This window comes from Pseudomonas sp. GW460-12-10-14-TSB1 (assembly GCF_017349775.1).
GTDB classification, from domain to species: Bacteria; Pseudomonadota; Gammaproteobacteria; order Pseudomonadales; family Pseudomonadaceae; genus Aquipseudomonas; species Aquipseudomonas piscium.
Genome location: NZ_JACNAC010000048.1, coordinates 19,487 through 43,522 on the forward strand (window position 1 = coordinate 19,487; position 24,036 = coordinate 43,522).

Below are 24,036 nucleotides of genomic sequence, written 5' to 3' on the forward strand. Positions count from 1 at the left end.
CCTAGGCAGCTAACAGGTGGTCAGATGAAGCACTTCACCCCAGACGGTTTCCAAAATTGCCACCTCGGGCTCTTGCTGGGCCGCGCGGCCCTGCTCAAGGACCGGATCATCGACACCCACATGGAACCCCACGGCATCACCGCCGCGCAGTTCAAGGTGCTGATCATCATGGCCCAGTTCGGCGTCGACACCCCGGCCGAGCTGTGCCGCCACCTGTCCCTCGACAGCGGTTCCATGACCCGCATGCTCGATCGCCTGGAGCAGAAGGACTTCCTCGCCCGCCAACGCTCGGAGCACGACCGCCGTCAGGTGCGCCTGGTGCTCACCGAGGAGGGCCAGAAGCTCGCCGACCGTCTGCCGCACATCGGCGCCGACGCCATGAATGAATTGGCCGGCGCCATTACCCCTGAAGAGTTGAAAACCCTGGAGCAGCTCCTCAAGAAAATTTTGCTGGCGGCCGGTGACCCGATCACTGTGTTGCGGGTAGGTGATAAGTAAATGAGCAGTAAAACCTTGCGTGCCCGTTTGAGCCTGGTACTGCTGGCCATGAGCCTGGCCGGTTGTGCCAACTACAGTGGCCTGATAACCGAAGGGGTGAGCCTCGATGCCAAATCCCTCAAGGCCGGACAATCCCTGAATGGCGTGACCTTGTCGCCGGCGGCCTGGCCGAAGAGCGACTGGTGGAAGAGCCTGGGCGATCCACAACTCGATGGCCTGATCCGCGAAGCCCTGCACGACAGCCCCGACATGCAGATCGCCAGCGCCCGGGCCCACCAGGCCAGCGCGGCGGCCTATGCCGCGGATGCGGCGCGCATGCCGACCCTGGATGCCAGCGGCAGCGTCAGCCGCTCGCGCCTGGCTCGCTCGCAGGACCCGAGCGGGCAGGGCGACAACTACAGCACCCTGCGCAGCCTGACAGCCAACTTCAATTACACCTTCGACCTCTGGGGCGGCCAGCGCGATACCTGGGAGGCCGCCCTGGGCCAGGCCCGCGCCGCCGAGATCGATCGCCAGGCCGCGCAACTGACCCTGGCCGCCGACGTGGCCCGGGCCTACAGCGACCTGGGCCAGGCGCATATCGTCCATGACCTGGCCGATGAAGACCTCAAGCGCACCCGGCAGATGCTCGAGCTGAGCCAGAAACGCCTGAGCTCGGGCATCGACAGCCAGTATCAGTACCAGCAGACCGAAAGCCTGGAGGCCAGCTCCGAAGCCAGCCTGATCGACGCCGAGAAAAACCTGCAGAGCGCCAAGATCGCCCTCGCGGTATTGCTCGGCAAAGGCCCCGACCGGGGCAACGAAATCGCCCGGCCGAAAGTCCTGCAGGCCAGCGCGGTGGCGCTGCCGTCGGTGCTGCCGGCGGAACTGCTGGGCCGCCGTCCGGACCTGGTGGCCGCGCGCTGGCGGGTCGAGGCGGCGAGCAAGAGCATCGACGCCGGCAAGACCAACTTCTACCCCAACCTCAACCTGAGCGCCGCCGCGGGCACTCAAGCGTTGCTGGGGGACGCGATGTTCGGATCGGCCAGCCGCTTCTTCAACATCGCCCCGACCGTGTCGCTGCCGATCTTCGACGGTGGCCGCCTGCGCGCCGACCTGGATGCCCGGGACGCCGACTACGACCTGGCCGTGGCGCAGTACAACAAGAGCCTGGTGACTGCCCTGGGGGATGTCAGCGACACCATCTCCCAGTTGCGTGACATCGGTCGGCAGATTGCTGCCCAGCAACACGCCACCGACATCGCCCAGGACTCCTACGACACCGTGGTCCAGCGCTACGGCTCGGGTATCGGCAATTACCTGGACGTGCTCAGCATCGAGCAGCAGTTGCTGCAGGCCCAGCGTCAGCTGGCGACCCTGAATGCCCAGCAGATCGACCTGTCGATCCAACTGATGCAGGCCCTGGGCGGTGGTTTCCAGACCGACAATCTGGCCGCGGCCACCCCGACCCCAGCCTCGCGCAATCAATAATTCAAGGTACTCATCATGGCCACTGCCGAAAGCAACAACGCTCCTGAAAACACCCCGGACGCCGCTAACCCGCACAAACGCAAGGTCATGCTGCTGGGCCTGGTGGCGCTGATCGTCCTGGGCGGGCTGGGGGTCTTTGCCTGGTACGAACTCTACGGACGCTGGAATCAAGGCACCGACGACGCCTATGTGAACGGCAACGTGGTGGAGATCACCCCGCTGGTCACCGGCACGGTGGTCAGCATCGGCGCCGACGATGGCGACCTGGTCCACGAAGGCCAGGTGCTGATCAACTTCGACCCCAACGATGCCGAGGTCGGCCTGCAAAGCGCCGAGGCCAACCTGGCCCGCACCGTGCGCCAGGTGCGCGGGCTGTACAGCAATGTCGACGGCATGCGCGCCCAGGTGGCGGCGCAGAAGGCCGAAGTGCAGAAAGCCCAGGACAACTTCAACCGTCGCCGGACCCTCGCCAGCAGCGGGGCGATTTCCCAGGAAGAACTGTCCCACGCCCGCGATGACCTGACCTCGGCGCAGAACGCCTTGGCCAATGCCCAGCAGCAGCTCAATACCACCAACGCGCTGGTGGACGACACCGTGGTTTCCAACCATCCGGACGTACAGGCGGCCGCCGCGCAACTGCGCCAGGCCTACCTGACCAACGCCCGCAGCACGCTGATCGCCCCGGTGACCGGTTATGTCGCCAAGCGCACCGTGCAACTGGGCCAGCGGGTACAGCCGGGCACCGCGCTGATGGCGGTGATCCCGCTCGACCAGCTGTGGATCGACGCCAACTTCAAGGAAACCCAGTTGCGTGACATGCGCATCGGCCAGCCGGTGGACATCGAGGCCGATATCTACGGCAGCGAGGTCAAGTACAGCGGCACCATCGACAGCCTGGGCGCCGGTACCGGCAGTGCCTTCGCCCTGTTGCCGGCGCAGAACGCCACCGGCAACTGGATCAAGATCGTGCAGCGGGTGCCAGTGCGTATCCACGTGAACGCCGAAGAGCTGGCCAAGCACCCGCTGCGGGTCGGCCTGTCGACGGTGGTCAACGTCGACCTGCACGACCAGAGCGGCCCGGTACTGGCCCAGCAGCCGCCACAAAAGGCTTCGTTCAGTACCAGCGTCTACGACCGCCAATTGAGCGAGGCCGATGCCCTGATCGCCCGCTTGATCCACGACAACAGCGCCGCCATCGGCAAGACCGCGCAGCGCTGATTCGCCGATCCCTCTGCTGCGGCCGCTAGCGGCCGCGGCGCCTGCCTCGCTTCATAGGATTCGCGATGAGCAATAACGCCTCTTTCACGCCGCCCAGCCTGTTGCTCAGCACCATCGGCCTGTCGCTGGCGACCTTCATGCAGGTGCTCGACACCACCATCGCCAACGTGGCCTTGCCGACCATCTCCGGCAACCTCGGGGTGAGTTCGGAGCAGGGCACCTGGGTGATCACCTCGTTTGCCGTGAGCAACGCCATCGCCTTGCCGCTGACCGGCTGGCTGAGCCGGCGCTTCGGCGAAGGGAAGCTATTTATCTGGGCCACCCTGTTGTTCGTGCTGGCCTCGTTCCTCTGCGGGATTTCCACCTCCATGCCCGAGCTGGTGGGCTTTCGGGTGCTGCAAGGGGTGGTGGCCGGGCCGTTGTACCCGATGACCCAGACCCTGCTGATCGCGGTCTACCCGCCGGCGAAAAGGGGCATGGCCCTGGCGCTGCTGGCGATGGTCACGGTGGTGGCGCCGATTGCCGGGCCGATTCTCGGCGGCTGGATCACCGACAGCTACAGCTGGCCGTGGATCTTCTTCATCAACGTACCGATCGGCCTGTTTGCCGCCTGGGTGGTCAAGCAGCAGTTGAAGGCGCGGCCGGTAGTGACCAGCCGCCAGCCGATGGACTATATCGGCCTGCTGAGCCTGATCGTCGGCGTCGGGGCCTTGCAGATCGTGCTCGACAAGGGCAACGACCTGGACTGGTTCGAATCCAACTTCATCATCATCGGTACGCTGATTTCGGTGATCGCCCTGGCGGTGTTCGTGATCTGGGAAATGACCGACCGCCATCCGGTGGTCAACCTGCGGCTGTTCGCCCACCGCAACTTCCGCATCGGCACCATTGTGCTGGTGGGCGGTTATGCCGGTTTCTTCGGCATCAACCTGATCCTGCCGCAGTGGGTGCAGACCCAGATGGGCTATACCGCGACCTGGGCCGGCCTGTCGGTGGCGCCGATGGGCATCCTGCCGGTGCTGATGTCGCCTTTCGTCGGCAAGTATGCGCACAAGTTCGACCTGCGCTTGCTGGCCGGGCTGGCGTTCCTGGCGATCGGCCTGAGCTGCTTCATGCGCGCCGGGTTCACCAACGAGGTGGACTTCCAGCACATCGCCCTGGTGCAGCTGTTCATGGGTATCGGCGTGGCGTTGTTCTTCATGCCGACCCTGAGCATCCTGATGTCGGACCTGCCGCCGCACCAGATTGCCGATGGCGCCGGCCTGGCCACCTTCCTGCGGACCCTGGGCGGCAGTTTCGCCGCCTCGCTGACCACCTGGATCTGGATCCGTCGGGCGAACGAGCATCATGCCTATATGGGCGAACACATCAGCACCTTCGAGCCGGCCACCCGCGATGCCCTGGGCACCCTGGGCGGTGCCAGCAACCAGGCCTACGCGCAGCTGGACCAGGTGCTGACCGGCCAGGCGTACATGATGTCCACCGTGGACTACTTCACGTTGCTGGGCTGGAGCTTCATGGGCCTGATTCTGCTGGTGTGGCTGGCCAAGCCGCCGTTCACGGCCAAGGCCGGGCCGGCGTCGGCGGGGCACTGATATCGCGGTGGGGCAGAGGAGTTATCGCGAGCAAGCTCGCTCCTACAGGAAGGCGTACCTTTTTGTAGGAGCGAGCTTGCTCGCGATAGAACGCGCAGCGTTCGCCCGGAAGGCGGCGCTGTTATGAGCGGGGCAACGCCAACTGCGACGGCACGAAGTCGAAAGCCGCCAGCTGGAAGCCCTGTTCATCCACCTGCAAGGCCCAACCCTGACGGTCCCAGTCCCCCAGCACGATGCGCTTGGCGGCCTGGTCGCCGATCTGCAACTTGTGGATGGCCGGGCGGTGGGTGTGGCCATGGACCAGGGTCCGCACCTTGAACTCCTGCATGATCCGCGGCACTTCGTCCGGGGTCACGTCGACGATGTCGTTGGCCTTCATGCGGGTTTGCGCGCGGCTTTCGTTGCGCAGCTTGCGCGCCAGCTTGTGCCGGGTGCGCAGCGGCAGGTGCCTGAGGATCCACAACGAAACCGGGTTGCGCAGGTAACGGCGCATGCGCATATAGGCTTCGTCGCGGGTGCACAGGCTGTCGCCGTGCATCAGCAGCACCGGCTCGCCGTAGAAGTCGACCACGCTCGGGTCCTTGAGCAGGGTCGCGCCCGCGGCCTTGCAGAAGGCCTTGCCGAGCATGAAGTCGCGATTGCCATGCATCAGGAAAACCTGCGTGCCGCTGTCGCTGAGCTCGCGCAGTGCCTGGCAAATGGAAAGCTGGTAGGGGGTCATGGCGTCGTCGCCGATCCAGACCTCGAAGAAATCTCCCAGGATGTACAGCGCTTGCGCCGAGCGGGCACGCCCGCCCAGTAAATCCAGAAACGCCCGGGTAATGTCCGGGCGCTCCTCTTCCAGATGCAAATCTGAAATCAGCAGTATCACTCAACGATCTCGGCTTTCTCGATGATCACGTCTTCTGCCGGTACGTCCTGGTGGCCGGCCTTCATGGTGGTGGCCACGCCTTTGATCTTGTCGACCACTTCGGTGCCGGCGACCACTTTGCCGAATACCGCGTAGCCCCAGCCCTGGACGGTTTTGCCGCTGTGGTTGAGGAAGCTGTTGTCAGCGACGTTGATGAAGAACTGCGCGGAAGCCGAATGCGGCTCCATGGTGCGGGCCATGGCGACGGTGTACTTGTCGTTGGAAAGACCGTTGTCGGCTTCGTTCTGGATGCTTGGACGCTTGTCTTTCTTTTCTTTCATGCCTGGCTCGAAACCGCCGCCCTGGATCATGAAGTTACCGATGACGCGGTGGAACACGGTGTTTTCGTAATGACCGGCTTTAACGTATTCGACGAAGTTGGCCACGGTGACCGGGGCTTTCTCGGCGTTCAGTTCCAGCACGATGTCGCCGTGGTTGGTGGTCAGTTTGACTTGAGTCATGATCGGTACTCTTTATAAGGAGGAGCGTTTTCAAGGAATTCCCGGGTTCCGGGAGGTAGGCCTGGGGCCCGCGGGCCGGAACCGCGCTGGCAAAAATCCGCCAAGGTGCGCAGTTTAGCGTGCCGGGCGTGAAATTCGAGGCTGTTTTTTCATTTGCGACGGATTAATCGCGGCAGATTTAAAGCCCGCTCTGTCAGGGGCTTGACCGCATCGGCTATGATATCCGTTTTGATTTATCAGGCCGCACCGGCCGCGCACTTGTACGTTCAAGGATCCTATGAGCAAGCCCACTGTCGACCCTACCTCGAATTCCAAGACCGGACCGGCCGTGCCGGTCAACTTCCTGCGCCCGATCATCCAGGCGGACCTGGACTCGGGTAAGCACACACAGATCGTGACCCGCTTCCCGCCGGAGCCCAACGGCTACCTGCACATCGGTCACGCCAAGTCGATCTGCGTGAACTTCGGGCTGGCCCAGGAATTCGGCGGCGTCACCCACCTGCGTTTCGACGACACCAACCCGGCCAAGGAAGACCAGGAATACATCGACGCCATCGAAAGCGACGTCAAGTGGCTGGGCTTCGAGTGGTCCGGTGAAGTGCGCTACGCCTCGCAATACTTCGACCAGCTGCACAAGTGGGCGGTGGAGCTGATCAAGGCGGGCAAGGCCTATGTCGACGACCTGACCCCCGAGCAGGCCAAGGAATATCGTGGCAGCCTGACCGAGCCGGGCAAGAACAGCCCGTTCCGCGACCGTTCGGTGGAAGAGAACCTGGACCTGTTCGCGCGCATGAAGGCGGGCGAATTCCCGGACGGCGCACGGGTGCTGCGGGCCAAGATCGACATGGCCTCGCCGAACATGAACCTGCGCGACCCGATCATGTATCGCATCCGCCATGCCCATCACCACCAGACCGGCGACAAGTGGTGCATCTACCCGAACTACGACTTCACCCACGGTCAGTCGGACGCCATCGAAGGCATCACCCACTCGATCTGCACCCTGGAGTTCGAAAGCCACCGTCCGCTGTACGAGTGGTTCCTCGAGAACCTGCCGGTGCCGGCGCAGCCGCGCCAGTATGAGTTCAGCCGCCTGAACCTGAACTACACCATCACCAGCAAGCGCAAGCTCAAGCAACTGGTGGACGAGCAGCACGTCAACGGCTGGGACGATCCGCGCATGTCGACCCTGTCGGGCTTCCGCCGTCGTGGCTACACGCCGAAATCCATCCGCAACTTCTGCGAAATGGTTGGCACCAACCGTTCCGACGGCGTGGTGGACTTCGGCATGCTGGAGTTCAGCATCCGTGACGACCTCGACCACAGCGCCCCGCGCGCCATGTGCGTGCTGCGTCCGCTGAAGGTGGTGATCACCAACTACCCGGAAGGCCAGGTCGAGAACCTCGAACTGCCGCGCCACCCGAAAGAAGACATGGGTGTGCGGGTGCTGCCGTTCGCCCGTGAAATCTACATCGACCGTGACGACTTCATGGAAGAGCCGCCAAAGGGCTACAAGCGCCTGGAGCCAGCCGGTGAAGTGCGCCTGCGCGGCAGCTACGTGATCCGTGCCGACGAGGCGATCAAGGATGCCGACGGCAACATCGTCGAGCTGCGTTGCTCGTACGACCCGGACACTCTGGGCAAGAACCCGGAAGGGCGCAAGGTCAAGGGCGTGATCCACTGGGTGCCGGCCGCCGCCAGCGTTGAGTGCGAAGTGCGCCTGTACGATCGTCTGTTCCGTTCGCCGAACCCGGAGAAGGCCGAAGACAGCGCAAGTTTCCTGGACAACATCAACCCTGACTCCCTGCAGGTCCTCACTGGTTGTCGTGCCGAACCCTCGCTGGGCAACGCACAGCCGGAAGACCGTTTCCAGTTCGAGCGCGAAGGTTACTTCTGCGCGGATATCAAGGACTCGAAACCGGGCGCACCGGTATTCAACCGTACCGTGACCCTGCGCGACTCCTGGGGTCAGTGATCAGTTAAGGAACTCCTTGTGCTAACGATCTACAACACGCTCACCAAGAGCAAAGAAGTCTTCAAGCCGCTCGATGGCAACAAGGTGCGCATGTACGTGTGCGGCATGACCGTGTACGACTACTGCCACCTGGGCCACGGCCGCAGCATGGTCGCCTTCGACCTGGTGACCCGCTGGCTGCGTTTCAGCGGCTACGACCTGACTTATGTGCGCAACATCACCGACATCGACGACAAGATCATCAATCGGGCCAACGAGAACGGCGAGTCGTTCGAGGCGCTGACCGAGCGCATGATCGCGGCGATGCACGAAGACGAAGCGCGCCTGAACATCAAGAAGCCGGACATGGAGCCGCGTGCCACCGACCATATCGCCGGCATGCACGCGATGATCCAGACCCTGATCGACAAGGGCTACGCCTACGCGCCGGGTAACGGCGACGTGTACTACCGGGTTGGCAAGTTCCTCGGTTACGGCAAGCTGTCGCGCAAGAAGATCGAAGACCTGCGCATCGGCGCGCGCATCGAAGTCGACGAGTCGAAACAGGACCCGCTGGACTTCGTGCTGTGGAAAGCCGCCAAGCCGGGCGAGCCGAGCTGGGAATCGCCATGGGGCGCCGGGCGTCCGGGCTGGCATATCGAATGCTCGGTGATGTCGACCTGCTGCCTGGGCGAGACCTTCGACATTCATGGCGGCGGCAGCGACCTCGAGTTCCCGCACCATGAAAACGAGATCGCCCAGAGCGAGGCGGCCACCGGCAAGACCTACGCCAATGCCTGGATGCATTGCGGCATGATCCGCATCAATGGCGAGAAGATGTCCAAGTCCTTGAACAACTTCTTCACCATCCGCGACGTGCTCGACAAGTACCATCCGGAAGTGGTGCGTTACCTGCTGGTGTCGAGCCACTACCGCAGCGCGATCAACTACTCGGAAGACAACCTCAAGGACGCCAAGGGCGCCCTGGAGCGTTTCTACCACGCCCTCAAGGGCCTGCCGAGCGTGCCGGCCGCCGGTGGCGAAGCCTTCGTCGAGCGTTTCACCGAGGTGATGAACGACGACTTCGGCACCCCGGAAGCCTGTGCGGTGCTGTTCGAGATGGTGCGCGAGATCAACCGTCTGCGTGAGAGCGATCTTGATGCGGCGGCCGGTCTGGCGGCGCGCCTGCGGGAACTGGCGGACGTGCTGGGTGTGCTGCAGCTGGAAGCCGACGACTTCCTGCAGGCCGGTGCCGCCGGCCGGGTCGACGCGGCGCAGGTCGAAGCGCTGATCCAGGCGCGCCTGGCCGCCCGTGCCAACAAGGACTGGGCCGAGTCCGACCGCATCCGCGACCAGATCACCGCCATGGGCGTGGTGCTGGAAGACGGCAAGGGCGGGACTACCTGGCGTCTGGCTGACTGATCGCGGTACTGGCTACAAACAGAAACCCGCCTTGTGCGGGTTTTTGTTTGCCTGCCATTTGAGGATGGAGGGGGGCGGGGGATCAATCCTCCTGCTGACGCAATCTTTTATAGAGGGTATTGCGACTCACCCCCAGCCGCCGCGCCAGCAGGGAGATGTTGCCGCCCACGGCCTTGAGCTGGCGGTGCAGGTCGGCGCTGTCTTCCAGGGCGATGTCGCCGGGCGGTTCGTGGCTGGCGGCCGGCTCCATGTCCAGGTCGACAAAAAAATCGTCCGGCAGGTGCTCGGCGCGGATCGGTTGTTCTTCGGCCATGGCCAGCGCCACCTGCATCACGCTGCTGACCTGGCGCAGATTGCCCGGCCAGGGGTGGCGCTCGAACAGTTCCTGGACCTCGCGGCTGAGCCCGGCCCATTGGCCGGACTCGCGGTGCTGTTCCCAGATGCGCTTGAACAGCGCCTGTTTGTCGCTGCGTTCGCGCAGGGGCGGCAACTCCAGGGTCAGGCCGCCGATACGGTAGTACAGGTCCTCGCGGAAGCGCCCGAGCTGCACCTGTTCGCGCAGGGAGCGGTTGGTGGCGGAGATGATGCGGATGTCCACCGGGAACAGTTCGCTGCTGCCCACAGGTTGTACGCAGCGTTCCTGCAGCACCCGCAATAGGCGAGCCTGGGTCGGCAAGGGCATATCGCCGATTTCGTCGAGGAACAGAGTGCCTTTGTCGGCCTTGCGGATCAGGCCGATGCTGCCTTTCTGGTTGGCGCCGGTGAACGCGCCTTTTTCGTAGCCGAACAGCTCGGACTCCACCAGTTCGGCGGGGATCGCTGCGCAGTTGACGGCAATGAACGCCTGTTTGCTCCGCGAGCTGGCCTGGTGCAGCGCCTTGACGAAGACTTCCTTGCCGACCCCGGTTTCGCCGTGGATCAGCAGCGGAATGTCCTTTTCCAGCAGCCGTTCGGCCTGGCGTACGGCTTTCTCCACCCGGCTGTCGCCGAAGTGCAGGGTGTTCAGGCTGATGGCATCGGTGTTGGTGGGAGAAGGGCGAGCAGGTGCCTCGGCGAAGACTCGGGCCTGGATCGGCATCTGTCTTGGACGCTTGAGCAGGCAATGGAAGCGGTTGCGACCGGCGGCCTGCAGGGCGAAGGGCAGGCCTTCGGGTTGGTTGAGCAACTCAAGCAGGGACACCTTGAACAGGCTCTCGATGCCGACCCGCGACAGGCTGATGCCCAGCAGGTTGTCGGCGCGGCGGTTGGCCGAGAGCACCTGGCCGCTTTCATCGAAGATCAGCAGACCGGCCCACTGGCTGTCGAGGTTGTTCAGGCCGGTGTTGAAGGTCAGCTGGAAATGCCGGCCTTCGAACAGGTTGAGGATCAGCCGGTTCTCCACTGTCTGGCTCATCATCTTGACCATGCCCAGGGTGTGGGAGGGCGGTAGGTAGCTGTCGCTGGAGACGTCCAGCACTGCGATCACCCGGCGCTCGGCATCGAAGATCGGCGCGGCCGAGCCGGTCATGAAGCGGTTGGCCTTGAGGAAGTGTTCATCGTGCTCGATATGCACCGCCTGCTCGCAGGCCAGGGCGGTGCCGATGGCATTGGTCCCGCTGCAGTGTTCCAGCCAGCTGGCGCCGGCACTGAAACCACGGGCCAGGCTCGGCTCGATAAAACGCTGGGTGCCCCAGGAGGTCAGCACCTGGCCCTGGTTGTCGGCGAGCATGATCAGGCAATTGGAATTGCTGAGGATGTTCTCGTAGTAGGGCAGGACTTCCTGGTGGGTGGTCTGCACCAGGGCATGCTGGCTCTCCAGCAACTGGGCGATGCGCTCGGCGGGCAGTTGATCGAAGGCGGGCGCGCTCTGGTGGCTGAGGCCAAAGGCCCGGCAGCGACTCCAGGAGTCCTTGATGATGGTCTCGTGAGACAGCGGTGAGGCAGGTGCGCTCATGGCGGTAGGTCTCTGAAAACGCTTTTATTGTTGTTATTGGCGCATGGCCTGGCCTTTGTAGCCGCTGGCGTAGCCAGCGGCTACAAGAAGCAATCTTGTCGGCAAAAACGTCCATCCAGTGTTGTTCACTCTTGTTCATTGTCAACCGCCGGATTGTTCAGTTGTTCAGTGCGGGTTGTTCATTTCTGTTCAGCTGTGAACCCTCGAACAGCCTGCCTTGGCATAAATTCCAGGCTTATCAGTGGCTTGGTTTGACGTCACGGTTCTGGCACGAAAGTCGCTCTGCTGCTCCGGTCGCTTGACTCCAATAATAAAAAAGGCCGAGCCATGTCATTAACGCTGGAGCACGTCAGCCGTGTCGTCGAGGGCCAGACCTGGATCGATGACATCTCGCTGCGCTTTGAACCCGGTTCCTTCAATGTCCTGCTGGGGCGCACGCTGTCCGGCAAGACCAGCCTGATGCGCCTGATCGCCGGGCTCGACAAGCCCGCCAGCGGGCGCATCCTGATGAGCGGCGTGGACGTCACCGGGCGTCCGGTGCGGCTGCGCAACGTGTCGATGGTCTATCAGCAGTTCATCAACTATCCGACCATGACCGTGTTCGAGAACATCGCCTCGCCGTTGCGCCAGGCCGGCGTCGCCGCGCAACTGATCGAGAGCAAGGTGCAGGAGACGGCGAAGATGCTGCGGATCGAGAAGTTCCTGCAGCGCCATCCGCTGGAGCTGTCCGGCGGCCAGCAGCAGCGCACGGCAATGGCCCGGGCGCTGGTCAAGGATGCCGAGCTGATCCTGTTCGACGAGCCGCTGGTCAACCTCGACTACAAGCTGCGTGAAGAGCTGCGCCAGGAGATGCGCGAGCTGTTCCAGGCCCGCCACACCATCGCCATCTACGCCACCACCGAGCCCAACGAGGCGCTGGCCCTGGGCGGCACCACCACCATCCTCCACGAGGGGCGCCTGGTGCAGAGCGGTAAGACCGCCGAGGTCTATCACCAGCCCCAGACGGTGCTGGCCGCCGAGCTGTTCTCCGAACCGCCGATCAACCTGATGCCGGGGCGCATCGCCGGCAATGAAGTGAGCTTCGCCAACTTCGTGCACTTTCCGCTGAACGTCGACCTGCGCCCGGTCGGCGAGGGCGAGTTCCGCTTTGGCGTGCGGCCCAGCCATATCTCCCTGGTGCCGAGCAACGACGACGACCTGGAGCTGGCGGTGACCGTCGAGGTGGCGGAAATCAGCGGCTCGGAAACCTTCCTCCATGTGCGCAACGAACAGTTCCTGCTGGTGCTGCACCTGCCCGGCGTGCACGAATACGACGTCGACGCGCCGATCCGCATTTATATCCCCACCCACAAACTGTTCGTCTTCGATGCCCAGGGCCGTCTGGTCCAGGCGCCGGGGCGGCGCGTCGCGAGGGTTGCCTGATGGCCGAGATCCGTTTGCACAACCTCGCCCACAGTTACACCAGCACCCCGGCCGGTCCCGAGGACTATGCGATCCGCGAGATGAACCACATCTGGGAGCAGGGCGGCGCCTATGCCTTGCTCGGGCCGTCCGGCTGCGGCAAGTCGACCTTGCTCAATATCATTTCCGGGCTGCTTAGCCCGTCCCAGGGACAGGTGCTGTTCGATACCCGGGTGGTCAACGAGCTGACTCCCGAGAAGCGCAATATCGCCCAGGTTTTCCAGTTCCCGGTGGTCTACGACACCATGACGGTGTTCGACAACCTGGCCTTCCCGCTGCGCAACCAGGGCATGGCCGAAGCCAAGGTGCACAGCAAGGTGCAGGAGATCGCCGAGGTCCTCGACTTGCAGGCGCTGCTGAACAAGAAGGCGCGCAACCTCAGCGCCGATGAAAAGCAGAAGGTCTCCATGGGCCGCGGCCTGGTGCGCGACGACGTGTCGGCGATCCTGTTCGACGAGCCGCTGACGGTGATCGACCCGCACCTGAAGTGGAAGCTGCGGCGCAAGCTCAAGCAGATCCACGAGCAGTTCAACATCACCATGGTCTACGTCACCCACGACCAGCTCGAAGCTTCGACCTTCGCCGACAAAATCGCGGTGATGTACGGCGGGCAGATCGTCCAGTTCGGTACCCCGCGGGAGCTGTTCGAGCGGCCGAGCCACACCTTTGTCGGCTACTTCATCGGCAGCCCGGGGATGAACCTGATCGAGGTCCGGGCAGAGGCCGGCGGTGTCAGGTTCGCCGGCACCCACCTGGCACTGCCCGAGGTCTTGCAGCAACGTATCGCCGAGAGCGATTACCAGAGCCTGAAAGTCGGCATCCGCCCGGAGTTCATCCATGTCTGGGACGAGCCTTACGAGGAGGCGCTGCAGGCTGATGTGGTCCATGTCGAGGACTTGGGCACCTACAAGATCATGACCCTGAACCTCGACGGCGCGGTGTTGAAAGTGCGCCTGGCCGAAGACAAGCCGGTGCCGCAGGGCAGGGCCTGCATCAGCTTTCCCGCGCAGTGGCTGATGGTCTACGCCGATGAGTACCTGCTGGAGGCCCACGCCACGAACGAGGTTCAGCCATGAACAAAGTGCAGAACAACAAGGCCTGGTGGCTGGTATTACCGGTGTTCCTGCTGGTGGCCTTCAGTGCGGTGATCCCGATGATGACTGTGGTCAACTACTCGGTGCAGGACATCTTCGACCAGTCCAGCCGCTACTTCGTCGGTGCCGACTGGTACCGCCAGGTGCTGCTCGACCCGCGCCTGCACGACTCGCTGCTGCGCCAGTTCATCTATTCGGCCTGCGTGCTGCTGATCGAAATCCCCTTAGGGATAGCCATTGCCCTGACCATGCCGAGCAAGGGGCGCTGGTCGTCGGTGGTGCTGATCATCCTCGCCATTCCGCTGCTGATTCCGTGGAATGTGGTGGGCACCATCTGGCAGATCTTCGGCCGCGCCGACATCGGCCTGATGGGCTCGGCGTTGAATGCCCTGGGCATCGATTACAACTACGCGGCCAACACCATGGATGCCTGGGTCACGGTGCTGGTGATGGACGTGTGGCACTGGACCTCGCTGGTGGCGCTGCTCTGCTACTCGGGGCTGCGAGCAATTCCGGACGTGTACTACCAGGCCGCGCGCATCGACCGCGCGTCGAACTGGGCGGTGTTCCGCCACATCCAGTTGCCGAAGATGAAAAGCGTGCTGCTGATCGCGGTGATGCTGCGCTTCATGGACAGCTTCATGATCTACACCGAGCCGTTCGTGCTCACCGGTGGCGGGCCGGGCAACGCCACGACCTTCCTCAGTCAGACCCTGACCCAGATGGCGATCGGTCAGTTCGACCTGGGCCCGGCCGCGGCGTTCTCCCTGGTGTACTTCCTGATCATCCTGCTGGTGTCCTGGCTGTTCTACACCGCCATGACCCACTCCGACGCCAATCGCTGAGGACGGCCGCCATGACCAAGCGCAAGCTGATACCGCTGCTGATCTACATCCTGTTCCTGCTGGTGCCGATCTACTGGTTGCTGAACATGTCGTTCAAGAGCAACAACGAGATCCTCGGCAGCCTGACCCTGTGGCCCCAGGATTTCACCTGGCACAACTACAAGGTGATCTTCACCGACCCCAGCTGGTACACCGGCTACCTCAACTCGCTGTATTACGTCAGCCTGAACACGGTGATTTCCCTGAGCGTGGCGCTGCCGGCGGCCTATGCGTTCTCGCGCTACCGCTTCCTCGGCGACAAGCACCTGTTCTTCTGGCTGCTGACCAACCGCATGGCGCCGCCGGCGGTGTTCCTGCTGCCATTCTTCCAGCTCTATTCGTCCATCGGCCTGTTCGATACGCACATTGCCGTGGCCCTGGCCCACTGCCTGTTCAACGTGCCGCTGGCGGTGTGGATTCTCGAAGGTTTCATGTCCGGGGTGCCGAAGGAAATCGACGAGACCGCCTACATCGACGGCTACAGCTTTCCCAAGTTCTTCGTGAAGATCTTCGTCCCGCTGATCGGCTCGGGGATCGGCGTGACGGCGTTCTTCTGCTTCATGTTTTCCTGGGTCGAGTTGCTGCTGGCGCGGACCCTGACTTCGGTGAACGCCAAGCCGATCGCCGCGGTGATGACCCGCACCGTGTCCGCCTCCGGTATCGACTGGGGCGTGCTGGCGGCGGCCGGGGTGCTGACCATTCTGCCGGGCATGCTGGTGATCTGGTTTGTTCGCAACCATGTGGCCAAGGGCTTTGCCCTGGGCCGGGTATGAGGATCCGCTGATGGAATGGATGAACTGGACCGTCCCGACGGCGGCATTCTTCGGTGTCATTGCTTTGATCCTGCTGGGCATGACCAGCTGGGAATTGCGTTCGCCGAGCATCCCTCGGCGCGGCTTCCTGCCGATTGCCACCACCCGTGGCGATCGTCTGTTTATCGGTCTTCTCGGCAGCGCCTACCTGCATCTGCTGGTAATCGGCGTCACCGACTGGAGCATCTGGGTGGCGTTCGTGCTGTCCCTGGTGTGGCTGTTGGCTGTGATGCGTTGGGGCTAGCCGGGCGCGTGCGCGGTGGTCCTGCTTCGAAATTCAACCGGGAGGTCTCTATGTTCGACAAAAACAATAAGCTGCGACATAGCGTTTCATTGGCGGCCATGCTGGCACTGAGCGGCTTGAGCGCGACGGCCTGGGCCGACGCCTACGAGGACGCCGCAAAAAAATGGATCGGCAGCGAGTTCAAGCCATCCACCCTGACCGCGGAACAACAGCTGGAAGAGCTGAAGTGGTTCATCAAGGCGTCCGAGCCGTTTCGCGGGATGAAGATCAACGTGGTCTCGGAAACCATCGCCACCCATGAATACGAGTCCAAGGTGCTGGCCAAGGCCTTCAGTGAAATCACCGGGATCAAGCTGACCCACGACCTGCTGCAGGAAGGCGACGTGGTGGAGAAGCTGCAGACCCAGATGCAGTCGGACAAGAACATCTATGACGGCTGGGTCAACGACTCCGACCTGATCGGCACGCACTTCCGTTATGGCAAGACCGAATCCATCACCGACCTGATGGCCAACGAAGGCAAGGACTACACCTCGCCAACCCTGGACATCAAGGACTTCATCGGTATCTCCTTCACCACCGCGCCGGACGGCAAGATCTATCAGCTGCCCGACCAGCAGTTCGCCAACCTGTACTGGTTCCGCGCCGACTGGTTCGAGCGTGCCGACCTGAAAGCCAAGTTCAAGGAGAAATACGGCTACGAGCTGGGTGTGCCGGTGAACTGGTCGGCCTATGAGGACATCGCCAAGTTCTTCAGCGAAGACGTCAAGGAGATCGACGGCAAGCGGGTCTACGGGCATATGGACTACGGCAAGAAGGACCCGTCCCTGGGCTGGCGCTTCACCGATGCCTGGTTCTCCATGGCCGGCGGCGGCGACAAGGGCTTGCCTAACGGTTTGCCGGTGGACGAGTGGGGGATCCGCGTCGAGGATTGCCATCCGGTGGGCTCCAGCGTGACCCGCGGCGGCGACACCAACGGCCCGGCGGCGGTGTTCGCCACCACCAAATATGTGGACTGGATGAAAAAGTACGCGCCACCGGAAGCGGCAGGCATGACCTTCTCCGAGTCCGGGCCGGTGCCGTCCCAGGGCAATATCGCCCAGCAGATCTTCTGGTACACCGCCTTCACCGCCGACATGACCAAGCCGGGCCTGCCGGTGATGAACGCCGACGGCACGCCGAAATGGCGCATGGCGCCGTCGCCCAAGGGGCCGTACTGGGAGGAGGGCATGAAGCTGGGGTACCAGGACGCCGGCTCCTGGACCTTCCTCAAGTCCACCCCGGAGAAACAGAAGCTCGCGGCCTGGCTCTATGCCCAGTTCGTGACCTCGAAAACCGTGTCGCTGAAGAAAACCATCGTCGGCCTGACACCGATCCGCGAGTCGGACATCAACTCCCAGGCGATGACCGACCTGGCGCCGAAACTCGGTGGCCTGGTGGAGTTCTATCGCAGCCCGGCCCGTGTGCAGTGGACGCCGACCGGCACCAACGTGCCGGACTACCCACGCCTGGCGCAGCTGTGGTGGAGCCATATCGCCGAAGCGGCCAGCGGCGAGAAAACCCCACAACAGGCACTCGATGGCCTGGCCAAGGACCAGGACGCGATCATGACCCGGCTTGAGCGCTCGAAAGCCCAGGCCACCTGCGCCCCGAAAATGAACCCCGAGCGCGACGCGCAATACTGGTTCGACCAACCGGGCGCGCCGAAACCGAAACTGGCCAACGAGAAACCCAAGGGCGAGACCGTGAGCTACAACGAACTGCTCAAGTCGTGGGAGGCGGCGCGCAAGTAAGGTTGTGGATCGGTAATGCGCAACGGCACCTTCGGGTGCCGTTCTGTTTTGGGAGTGATGGTCGTGGAGCCTGGGCCATCGCTGTCGCGGGCCCAGGTGTCGAAGGATCACGCAGCTCCGTTCTTCTGTAGGAGCGAGGCTTGCCCGCAATGATGTCCTTCGAACCAGCGTGGTTCTTCAGGCAAGGGCTGCCAGCCGCTCCACCGTATCGGGAAAACGCTGTACCAGGCGGATCAGGGTGGTGGCCTGAGCGTTGGGTTTTGCCCGTCCTTGCTCCCAGTTCTCCAGGGTCCGAGTATTGGTGCGCAGGTACATGGCAAATACTGATCTGGACAGGTTCAGCTGTTCGCGCACGGCCAGCACTTCTTCGGCGGTGATCGGTAGCAGTGCGTTCAGCTTGACCTTGTGGGTGCGCAGCGTGAGCTTGCCTTGGCGCTCTTTGGCCAGGGCGTCGAAACCTTCGACCAGTTCGGAAAAGATGTCACGTTTCATGATGGGTTCTCGCCTCGACTTCTCTGTTCAGCAGTTGCTTGAGCAGTTTTTTCTGATGGGATGTCAGGTCGTTCTGCTCGTTCTTTGCGTAAAGGGTGAAGAGCCAGAACTGGGCGCCTCCGGACCACCAGTAATAAATCACCCGGATCCCGCCACGTTTGCCCTTGTGCCGTCGCTCATCGACAAAGCGGATCTTGCGCAAGCCACCGGTTCCCTCGATGAGATCTCCGGCTTCGGGGGCTTTCAGCAACTCAAGCTGCAAGCTACGAAAAAGCTCGTCGTCCAGGTAGTCCTGTCGATGGCGTTGGAACGGGGGCAGCTCAATAAAAAGTGCGTCCATGCTCTGTACGTAATCTGCGTATATTTTTGATTGAATGGGTCGAGAGGTCAAGGCGTTGCGCATGGCGCTCGTCGCCTTTTAATGACCTTAGACTTAGCAATCAGGATGAGATGTAGGGCGCGTCTTTAAAGCCTGAAAGGCAATTCCTTTCAGGTGGCAGGAGGAAGGGCAGGGCGGTTTTTCTTTGGAAAACAAAACGGCGCCCGAAGGCGCCGTCTTGTTTTGCTGCGGATCGTTCTTGAGCGATCAGCCCGCCAGACCGGATTGCTGAACCAGGATCAGCAGCGGTTGTGGGTAGACGCCGAGGAAGAACGCCAGGACCGCGATGGCCAGCAGCATCACGCCGCCGGCTTTCTGTTCCCAGTGCAGCTGGGCGTCGACGCGGCGCAGGTTCGGCTCGATCAGGTACAGGGTGACCATGACGCGCAGGTAGTAGAACACGCCGATGGCACTGCCCAGGACCAGGGAACCGACCAGCCACCATTGGTGCGCTTCGACACCGGTGGCGATGATGTAGAACTTGCCGATGAAGCCCGCGGTCAGCGGGATACCGGCCAGGGACAGCATCATCACGGTCAGTACGGCGGTCAGGTACGGACGACGCCAGAACAGGCCGCGGTACTCGTACAGGGCATCCGCGTCGCGACCCTTGTAAGGCGAGGACATCAGGGTGATCACGCCGAAGGCGCCGAGGCTGGTGATCACGTAGGTGACCAGGTAGACGCCGATGGCCTCCATCGCCAGGCCCTTGCTCGCCACCAGAGCGATCAGCAGGTAACCGAAGTGGGCGATGGACGAGTAGCCCAGCAGACGCTTGAGGTTGCTCTGGGTCAGCGCCAGCAGGTTACCGAACAGGATCGAGGCAATCGCGATCAGGGTCAGCACGGTGTTCAGGACACCGCTGCTGGCTACCGGCGAGATCTGGAACAGACGCACCATCACCGCGAATACCGCCACCTTGCTCGCGGTGGCCAGGAAGGCCGCCACAGGCGCTGGAGCCCCTTCGTAGACGTCCGGGGTCCACAGGTGGAAGGGTACCAGCGACAGCTTGAACGCCAGGCCGATCAGCATCATGCCCAGGCCCAGTTGGGCCATCGGGCTAGGCAGGCCGGTCGCGGCCAGGGCCTGACCGATGCCGTTGAAGCTCAGGCTGCCGGCTTCGGCGTAGAGCAGGGCCATGCCGAACAGCAGGAACGCGGAACCGGCGGCCGACAGCACCATGTACTTGATGCCGGCTTCCAGCGAACGCTTGTTGAAGAAGGCATAAGCCACCAGGCCGTAGACCGGTACCGAGAGCAGCTCCAGGCCGATGAACAAGCCGGCCAGGTGTTGCGCGCTGACCAGCACCAGGCCACCGGCGGCGGCCATCAGGATCAGCAGGTACAGTTCTTCGCGGTTGCCCGGGTAACCGGTGCCGCCGTCGCCCAGGTAGGCGTGGGCGAGGGTGACGCAGGCCAGGGTGGCCACCAGGATCAGCGCCATGTACAGGCAGGCGAACTGGTCGATCTGCAGCAATGGAGTCACCGCCAGAGGGGTGACTTTCAGGGCCGGCAGGATCGACAGCAACGCCAGGTTCAGACCGGCGACCGACAGCAGGAAGGTTTGCGAATGGTTGCGACGCCAGGCGATAGCCAGCATCACCACAATGATGGTGAGGCTGGTGATCAACAGCGGCGCAAGCGCGATAAAGTGTTGAATCGTAAAGTCCATAGCGCTCTTACCGGGCCGAAGCGAGTTGAGTGAAGGCGGTACCGAGCCACTGCTGCACGCCACTCATCGTAGCGGCAGAGGTATCGAGGAACGGTTGCGGGTAGACGCCGATGTAAATCAGCAGTGCCGCCAGTCCAGTCACCATGATCAGTTCGCGAGCATCCATGCCGTGCAGTACTGCGTCCGATTTGGCCGGGCCGAAGTAGGCACGGTGAATCATGATCAGCGAGTAGACCGAACCGAATACCAGGCCGGAAGTCGCGAGCACGGAAACCCATGGCGCGCTGGCGAAGGTACCGACCAGGATCAGGAACTCGCCGACGAAGTTACCGGTCGCCGGCAAGCCCAGCGAGGCCGCGGCGAAGAACAGGCTGATGGCTGGCAGGTAGGCGATCTTCGACCACAGGCCACCCATTTCACGCATGTCGCGGGTGTGGGTGCGTTCGTACAACTGGCCGCACAGGATAAAGAGTGCCGCCGCCGACAGACCGTGAGCCAGCATCTGGATCACCGCGCCCTGCAGGGCCAGCTGGCTGCCGGAGTAGATGCCGATCAGCACGAAGCCCATGTGCGAAACGCTGGAGAATGCCACCAGGCGCTTGATGTCGGTCTGGGCGAAAGCCAGGAAGGCACCGTAGAAGATCCCGATCAGACCCAGGGTCATGGCGATCGGCGCGAACTCGGCCGAGGCATTCGGGAACAGCGGCAAGGCGAAGCGCAGCAGGCCGTAGGCCGCGGTTTTCAGCAGGATCCCCGCCAGGTCCACGGAACCCGCGGTCGGTGCCTGGGCGTGGGCATCAGGCAGCCAGGAGTGGAACGGCACCACTGGCAGCTTCACCGCGAAGGCAATGAAGAAGCCGAGCATCAGCACGTACTCGGTGGTGGTCGACATCTTGGTCTTCAACAGGTCGGCGTAGTTGAAGGTAATCACGCCGGTGTCGTTGAAGTTGACCAGCACCAGACCGAGGATCGCCACCAGCATGATCAGGCCGGAAGCCTGAGTGAAGATGAAGAACTTGGTCGCGGCGTAGATCCGGGTTTTCTTGCCGTCCGAAGAACTGTGACCCCAGAGCGCGATGAGGAAGTACATCGGCACCAGCATCATTTCCCAGAAGAAGAAGAACATGAACAGGTCGAGGGCGAGGAACACGCCGACGACACCGCCCAGGATCCACATCAGGTTCAGGTGGAAGAAGCCCACGTGACGCTGAATCTCTTTCCAGGAGCAGAGCACCGACAGCACGCCCAAAAGGCCGGTCAGCAGGATCATCAACAGCGACAGGCCGTCGAGGGCCAGGTGCACGTTGATGCCGAAGCGCTCGATCCAGACGTGCTTGAACTCCAGGGTCCAGGTCGGATCGGCGCCAGGCGCCGGAGCGAGTGAGTAGTCGCCGTGGGCCCACAGCCAGAGGCCGAGGCTGAGCAACAGGGACATGGTGATCAGCGCAATCCAGCGGGGGAGGGTGGCGCCGAAGCGCTCACCCATCCAGCACAGCAGGCCGCCGATGAAGGGGATCAGGATTAGCCAAGGCAGAATCATGACGGGCTCAATTCCTTTCGCAAGTTCGCAAGGTTCATATCAGACCGCTACCAGCACGACGGCGCCGATAACCAGCACGGCACCAGCAGCCATCGAGGCGGCGTACCAACGCAGTTGACCGGTTTCCGTACGGCTCAGGGAGTTGTGGCCCCCTTTGGCCAGGCGCGGGATCAGACCGATGGTCTGGTCGAGCGGGTCTTTGCGCAGTACATGGCTGATCGCCAGATATGGCTTGACGAACAGTTTGTCGTAGATCCAGTCGAAGCCCCAGGCAGCGAACCACCAGGCCGAGAGGATGCGGCCGATGCCGCTGTTGGCGATGGCGGTAACGAAGCGACGCTTGCCGAGGAACAGCAGCGCGGCCAGCAGGATACCGGCGATGGCGATGGCGCCAGACGCGAGTTCCAGGCTGTGCTTGGCTTCGCCGCCGGCATGGCCGACGCTGAGTGGCAGCACACCGTGCAGCGGTGGAGTGATCATGGCGCCGACGGCGGTCGACAGAACGATCAGCACCGACAGCGGCAGCCAGTGGCTGATGCCGTGGCCGGCGTGGGCTTCGGTCTTGGCTTCACCGTGGAAGGTGATGAAGATCAGGCGGAAGGTGTACAGCGAGGTCATGAAGGCCCCCACCAGACCGGCATACAGCAGGCCGTGGTTACCGCTGGCGAAGGCTTCCCAGAGGATCTCGTCCTTGGAGTAGAAACCGGCGGTGACCAGTGGCAGGGCCGCCAGGGCCGCGCCGCCAACGATGAAGCTGGCGTAGGCCAGCGGCAGTTTCTTCCACAGGCCGCCCATCTTGAAGATGTTCTGCTCGTGGTGGCAGGCAACGATCACCGCACCGGAGGCAAGGAACAGCAGGGCCTTGAAGAAGGCGTGGGTCATCAGGTGGAAGATCGCGCCGTCCCAGGCGCCAACGCCCAGGGCCAGGAACATGTAGCCGATCTGGCTCATGGTCGAGTAGGCGAGGATCCGCTTGATGTCGGTCTGTACCAGCGCGGCGAAGCCGGCCAGGACCAGGGTCACGCCACCGACGACGCCCACCAGGTGCAGGATGTCCGGCGCCAGGGCGAACAGGCCGTGGGTACGGGCGATCAGGTAGACACCGGCGGTCACCATGGTTGCGGCGTGGATCAGTGCCGAAACCGGGGTAGGACCGGCCATCGCGTCCGCCAGCCAGGTCTGTAGCGGCAGCTGGGCGGATTTACCGACCGCGCCACCCAGCAGCATCAGGGTCGCCAGGACGATCCAGAAGTCGCCGGCCTGGAACTTCGCAGGCGCCGCGACCAGCAGTTGCTGGATGTTCAGGGTACCCAGCTGCTGGAACAGGATGAACAGGCCGATGGCCATGAACACGTCGCCGATGCGGGTGACGATGAAGGCCTTGAGTGCCGCGTTACCGTTGTTGCGGTTGCTGTAGTAGAAACCGATCAGCAGGTACGAACACAGGCCTACGCCTTCCCAGCCGAAGTACAGGAACAACAGGTCATCGCCGAGCACCAGGAACAGCATGCTGGCGATGAACAGGTTGGTGTAGGCGAAGAAGCGCGAGTAACCGTCTTCACCGCGCATGTACCAGGACGCGAACAAGTGGATCAGGAAACCCACGCCCACCACCACGCCGAGCATGGTCACGGACAGGCCGTCCAGATACAGGGCGAAGGTCGGCTTGAAGTCGCCAACGGTCATCCACTGCCACAGCACCTGGGTGTAGTGGCCACCTTCCGGCGGGGCGACGTTGAATTGCCAGATCACATAAGCCGCGACAATCGCCGACAGGCCAACGGAACCGACACCGATCAGGGCGGAGAGGTTTTCCGAGAGGCGTCCACGGGAGAACGACAGCAGCAGGAAACCGATCAGGGGGAACAGGAAAGTCAGATAGAGAAGGTTCATCCGCGCATCTCGCTGGCAGCGTCGATATCGAGAGTGTGGAAGCGGCGATACAGCTGCAACAGGATCGCCAGGCCGATACTGGCCTCGGCGGCTGCCAGGCTGATCACCAGGATGAACATGACCTGTCCATCCGGCTGCGCCCAGCGGCTACCGGCGACGATGAAGGCCAAGGCGGAGGCATTCATCATCACCTCCAGGCTCATCAGCACGAAGAGAATGTTGCGGCGCACCATCAGGCCGACCAGGCCGAGGCAGAACAGGATGCCGGCAACGGCCATGCCGTGCTCCAGAGGGATAGTTCCGATAGTAGGC

The 24,036-nt window shown here is 62.8% G+C and carries 21 protein-coding genes; 12 read left to right on the forward strand and 9 right to left on the reverse strand.

The features are described 5' to 3' along the window. Positions 1-24: 24 nt before the first annotated feature. The 4 genes from J4D52_RS23185 (at position 25) to J4D52_RS23200 (ending at position 4,781) form a co-directional block, all read left to right on the forward strand. Positions 25-498: a MarR family winged helix-turn-helix transcriptional regulator gene (locus J4D52_RS23185; protein ID WP_025804726.1), complete on the forward strand. Its 474-nt coding sequence runs from the start codon at positions 25-27 to the stop codon at positions 496-498. Beyond that, positions 499-1,968: an efflux transporter outer membrane subunit gene (locus tag J4D52_RS23190; protein ID WP_025804724.1), complete on the forward strand. Its 1,470-nt coding sequence runs from the start codon at positions 499-501 to the stop codon at positions 1,966-1,968. Positions 1,969-1,983: 15 nt separating this feature from the next. Then, a complete protein-coding gene (locus J4D52_RS23195) occupies positions 1,984-3,186 on the forward strand; it encodes an efflux RND transporter periplasmic adaptor subunit (RefSeq protein ID WP_102677749.1) in 1,203 nt (400 codons plus the stop codon). A 65-nt stretch (positions 3,187-3,251) separates the two neighbouring features. Beyond that, positions 3,252-4,781: a DHA2 family efflux MFS transporter permease subunit gene (locus J4D52_RS23200; protein WP_102677750.1), complete on the forward strand. Its 1,530-nt coding sequence runs from the start codon at positions 3,252-3,254 to the stop codon at positions 4,779-4,781. 121 nt (positions 4,782-4,902) lie between these two features. Here J4D52_RS23200 and lpxH read toward each other — a convergent pair whose 3' ends face one another. Continuing rightward, positions 4,903-5,652: a UDP-2,3-diacylglucosamine diphosphatase gene (gene lpxH / locus J4D52_RS23205; protein ID WP_025804721.1), complete on the reverse strand. Its 750-nt coding sequence runs from the start codon at positions 5,650-5,652 to the stop codon at positions 4,903-4,905. Further along, positions 5,649-6,152 (reverse strand): peptidylprolyl isomerase, encoded by a 504-nt coding sequence (locus J4D52_RS23210; protein WP_007929634.1) that lies wholly within the window; start codon positions 6,150-6,152, stop codon positions 5,649-5,651. The genes lpxH and J4D52_RS23210 overlap by 4 nt, the downstream gene beginning before the upstream one ends. 277 nt (positions 6,153-6,429) lie before the next feature. Here J4D52_RS23210 and J4D52_RS23215 point away from each other — a divergent pair, with 277 nt between their 5' ends. Together J4D52_RS23215 and cysS are read left to right on the forward strand one after the other, a co-directional pair. Beyond that, a complete protein-coding gene (locus J4D52_RS23215) occupies positions 6,430-8,127 on the forward strand; it encodes a glutamine--tRNA ligase/YqeY domain fusion protein (RefSeq protein ID WP_102677751.1) in 1,698 nt (565 codons plus the stop codon). Between the two features lie 18 nt (positions 8,128-8,145). Continuing rightward, positions 8,146-9,528, forward strand: coding sequence for a cysteine--tRNA ligase (gene cysS, locus J4D52_RS23220; protein WP_023964366.1), 1,383 nt, complete (start codon positions 8,146-8,148; stop codon positions 9,526-9,528). A gap of 82 nt (positions 9,529-9,610) precedes the next feature. Here the strand turns inward: cysS and J4D52_RS23225 are convergent, their stop codons facing one another. Then, positions 9,611-11,461: a sigma-54-dependent Fis family transcriptional regulator gene (locus tag J4D52_RS23225; protein ID WP_102677752.1), complete on the reverse strand. Its 1,851-nt coding sequence runs from the start codon at positions 11,459-11,461 to the stop codon at positions 9,611-9,613. A 327-nt stretch (positions 11,462-11,788) separates the two neighbouring features. Between J4D52_RS23225 and J4D52_RS23230 the strand changes: the two genes are divergently transcribed. The 6 genes from J4D52_RS23230 to J4D52_RS23255 are packed head-to-tail and all read left to right on the forward strand — an operon-like array spanning position 11,789 to position 17,749. Then, positions 11,789-12,883 carry an ABC transporter ATP-binding protein gene (locus J4D52_RS23230; RefSeq protein ID WP_102677753.1) on the forward strand — a complete coding sequence of 365 codons (1,095 nt, stop codon included), beginning with the start codon at positions 11,789-11,791 and terminating at the stop codon, positions 12,881-12,883. Then, the gene (locus J4D52_RS23235; RefSeq protein WP_102677754.1) at positions 12,883-13,998 is read left to right on the forward strand and encodes an ABC transporter ATP-binding protein; all 1,116 of its coding nucleotides are present in this window, start codon (positions 12,883-12,885) and stop codon (positions 13,996-13,998) included. Before J4D52_RS23230 ends, J4D52_RS23235 begins: the two co-directional genes overlap by 1 nt. After that, positions 13,995-14,861, forward strand: a complete 867-nt coding sequence (locus J4D52_RS23240) for a carbohydrate ABC transporter permease (RefSeq protein WP_053279915.1) — start codon at positions 13,995-13,997, stop codon at positions 14,859-14,861. The genes J4D52_RS23235 and J4D52_RS23240 overlap by 4 nt, the downstream gene beginning before the upstream one ends. An 11-nt stretch (positions 14,862-14,872) precedes the next feature. Continuing rightward, positions 14,873-15,673 (forward strand): carbohydrate ABC transporter permease, encoded by an 801-nt coding sequence (locus J4D52_RS23245; RefSeq protein ID WP_007929618.1) that lies wholly within the window; start codon positions 14,873-14,875, stop codon positions 15,671-15,673. Positions 15,674-15,683: 10 nt separating this feature from the next. Next, complete coding sequence (locus J4D52_RS23250) at positions 15,684-15,956, forward strand: DUF2160 domain-containing protein (protein ID WP_025804714.1); 273 nt, start codon at positions 15,684-15,686, stop codon at positions 15,954-15,956. A 50-nt stretch (positions 15,957-16,006) separates the two neighbouring features. Beyond that, positions 16,007-17,749, forward strand: a complete 1,743-nt coding sequence (locus tag J4D52_RS23255) for an ABC transporter substrate-binding protein (protein WP_025804713.1) — start codon at positions 16,007-16,009, stop codon at positions 17,747-17,749. Positions 17,750-17,926: 177 nt separating this feature from the next. On the opposite strand, the gene J4D52_RS23260 is transcribed toward J4D52_RS23255, so the two are convergent. The 6 genes from J4D52_RS23260 to nuoK form a co-directional block, all read right to left on the reverse strand. Beyond that, positions 17,927-18,241, reverse strand: coding sequence for a DNA-binding transcriptional regulator (locus J4D52_RS23260; protein WP_025804712.1), 315 nt, complete (start codon positions 18,239-18,241; stop codon positions 17,927-17,929). After that, positions 18,231-18,644: a toxin gene (locus tag J4D52_RS23265; RefSeq protein WP_102677755.1), complete on the reverse strand. Its 414-nt coding sequence runs from the start codon at positions 18,642-18,644 to the stop codon at positions 18,231-18,233. Before J4D52_RS23265 ends, J4D52_RS23260 begins: the two co-directional genes overlap by 11 nt. Positions 18,645-18,827: 183 nt before the next feature. Then, positions 18,828-20,291: an NADH-quinone oxidoreductase subunit NuoN gene (gene nuoN / locus J4D52_RS23270; protein WP_009049791.1), complete on the reverse strand. Its 1,464-nt coding sequence runs from the start codon at positions 20,289-20,291 to the stop codon at positions 18,828-18,830. A gap of 7 nt (positions 20,292-20,298) precedes the next feature. After that, the gene (nuoM, locus tag J4D52_RS23275) at positions 20,299-21,831 is read right to left on the reverse strand and encodes an NADH-quinone oxidoreductase subunit M (RefSeq protein WP_053279911.1); all 1,533 of its coding nucleotides are present in this window, start codon (positions 21,829-21,831) and stop codon (positions 20,299-20,301) included. Between the two features lie 39 nt (positions 21,832-21,870). Next, a complete protein-coding gene (gene nuoL / locus J4D52_RS23280; protein WP_025804709.1) occupies positions 21,871-23,724 on the reverse strand; it encodes an NADH-quinone oxidoreductase subunit L in 1,854 nt (617 codons plus the stop codon). Further along, positions 23,721-24,029 carry an NADH-quinone oxidoreductase subunit NuoK gene (gene nuoK / locus J4D52_RS23285; RefSeq protein WP_023964387.1) on the reverse strand — a complete coding sequence of 103 codons (309 nt, stop codon included), beginning with the start codon at positions 24,027-24,029 and terminating at the stop codon, positions 23,721-23,723. The genes nuoL and nuoK overlap by 4 nt, the downstream gene beginning before the upstream one ends. Positions 24,030-24,036 lie beyond the last annotated feature (7 nt).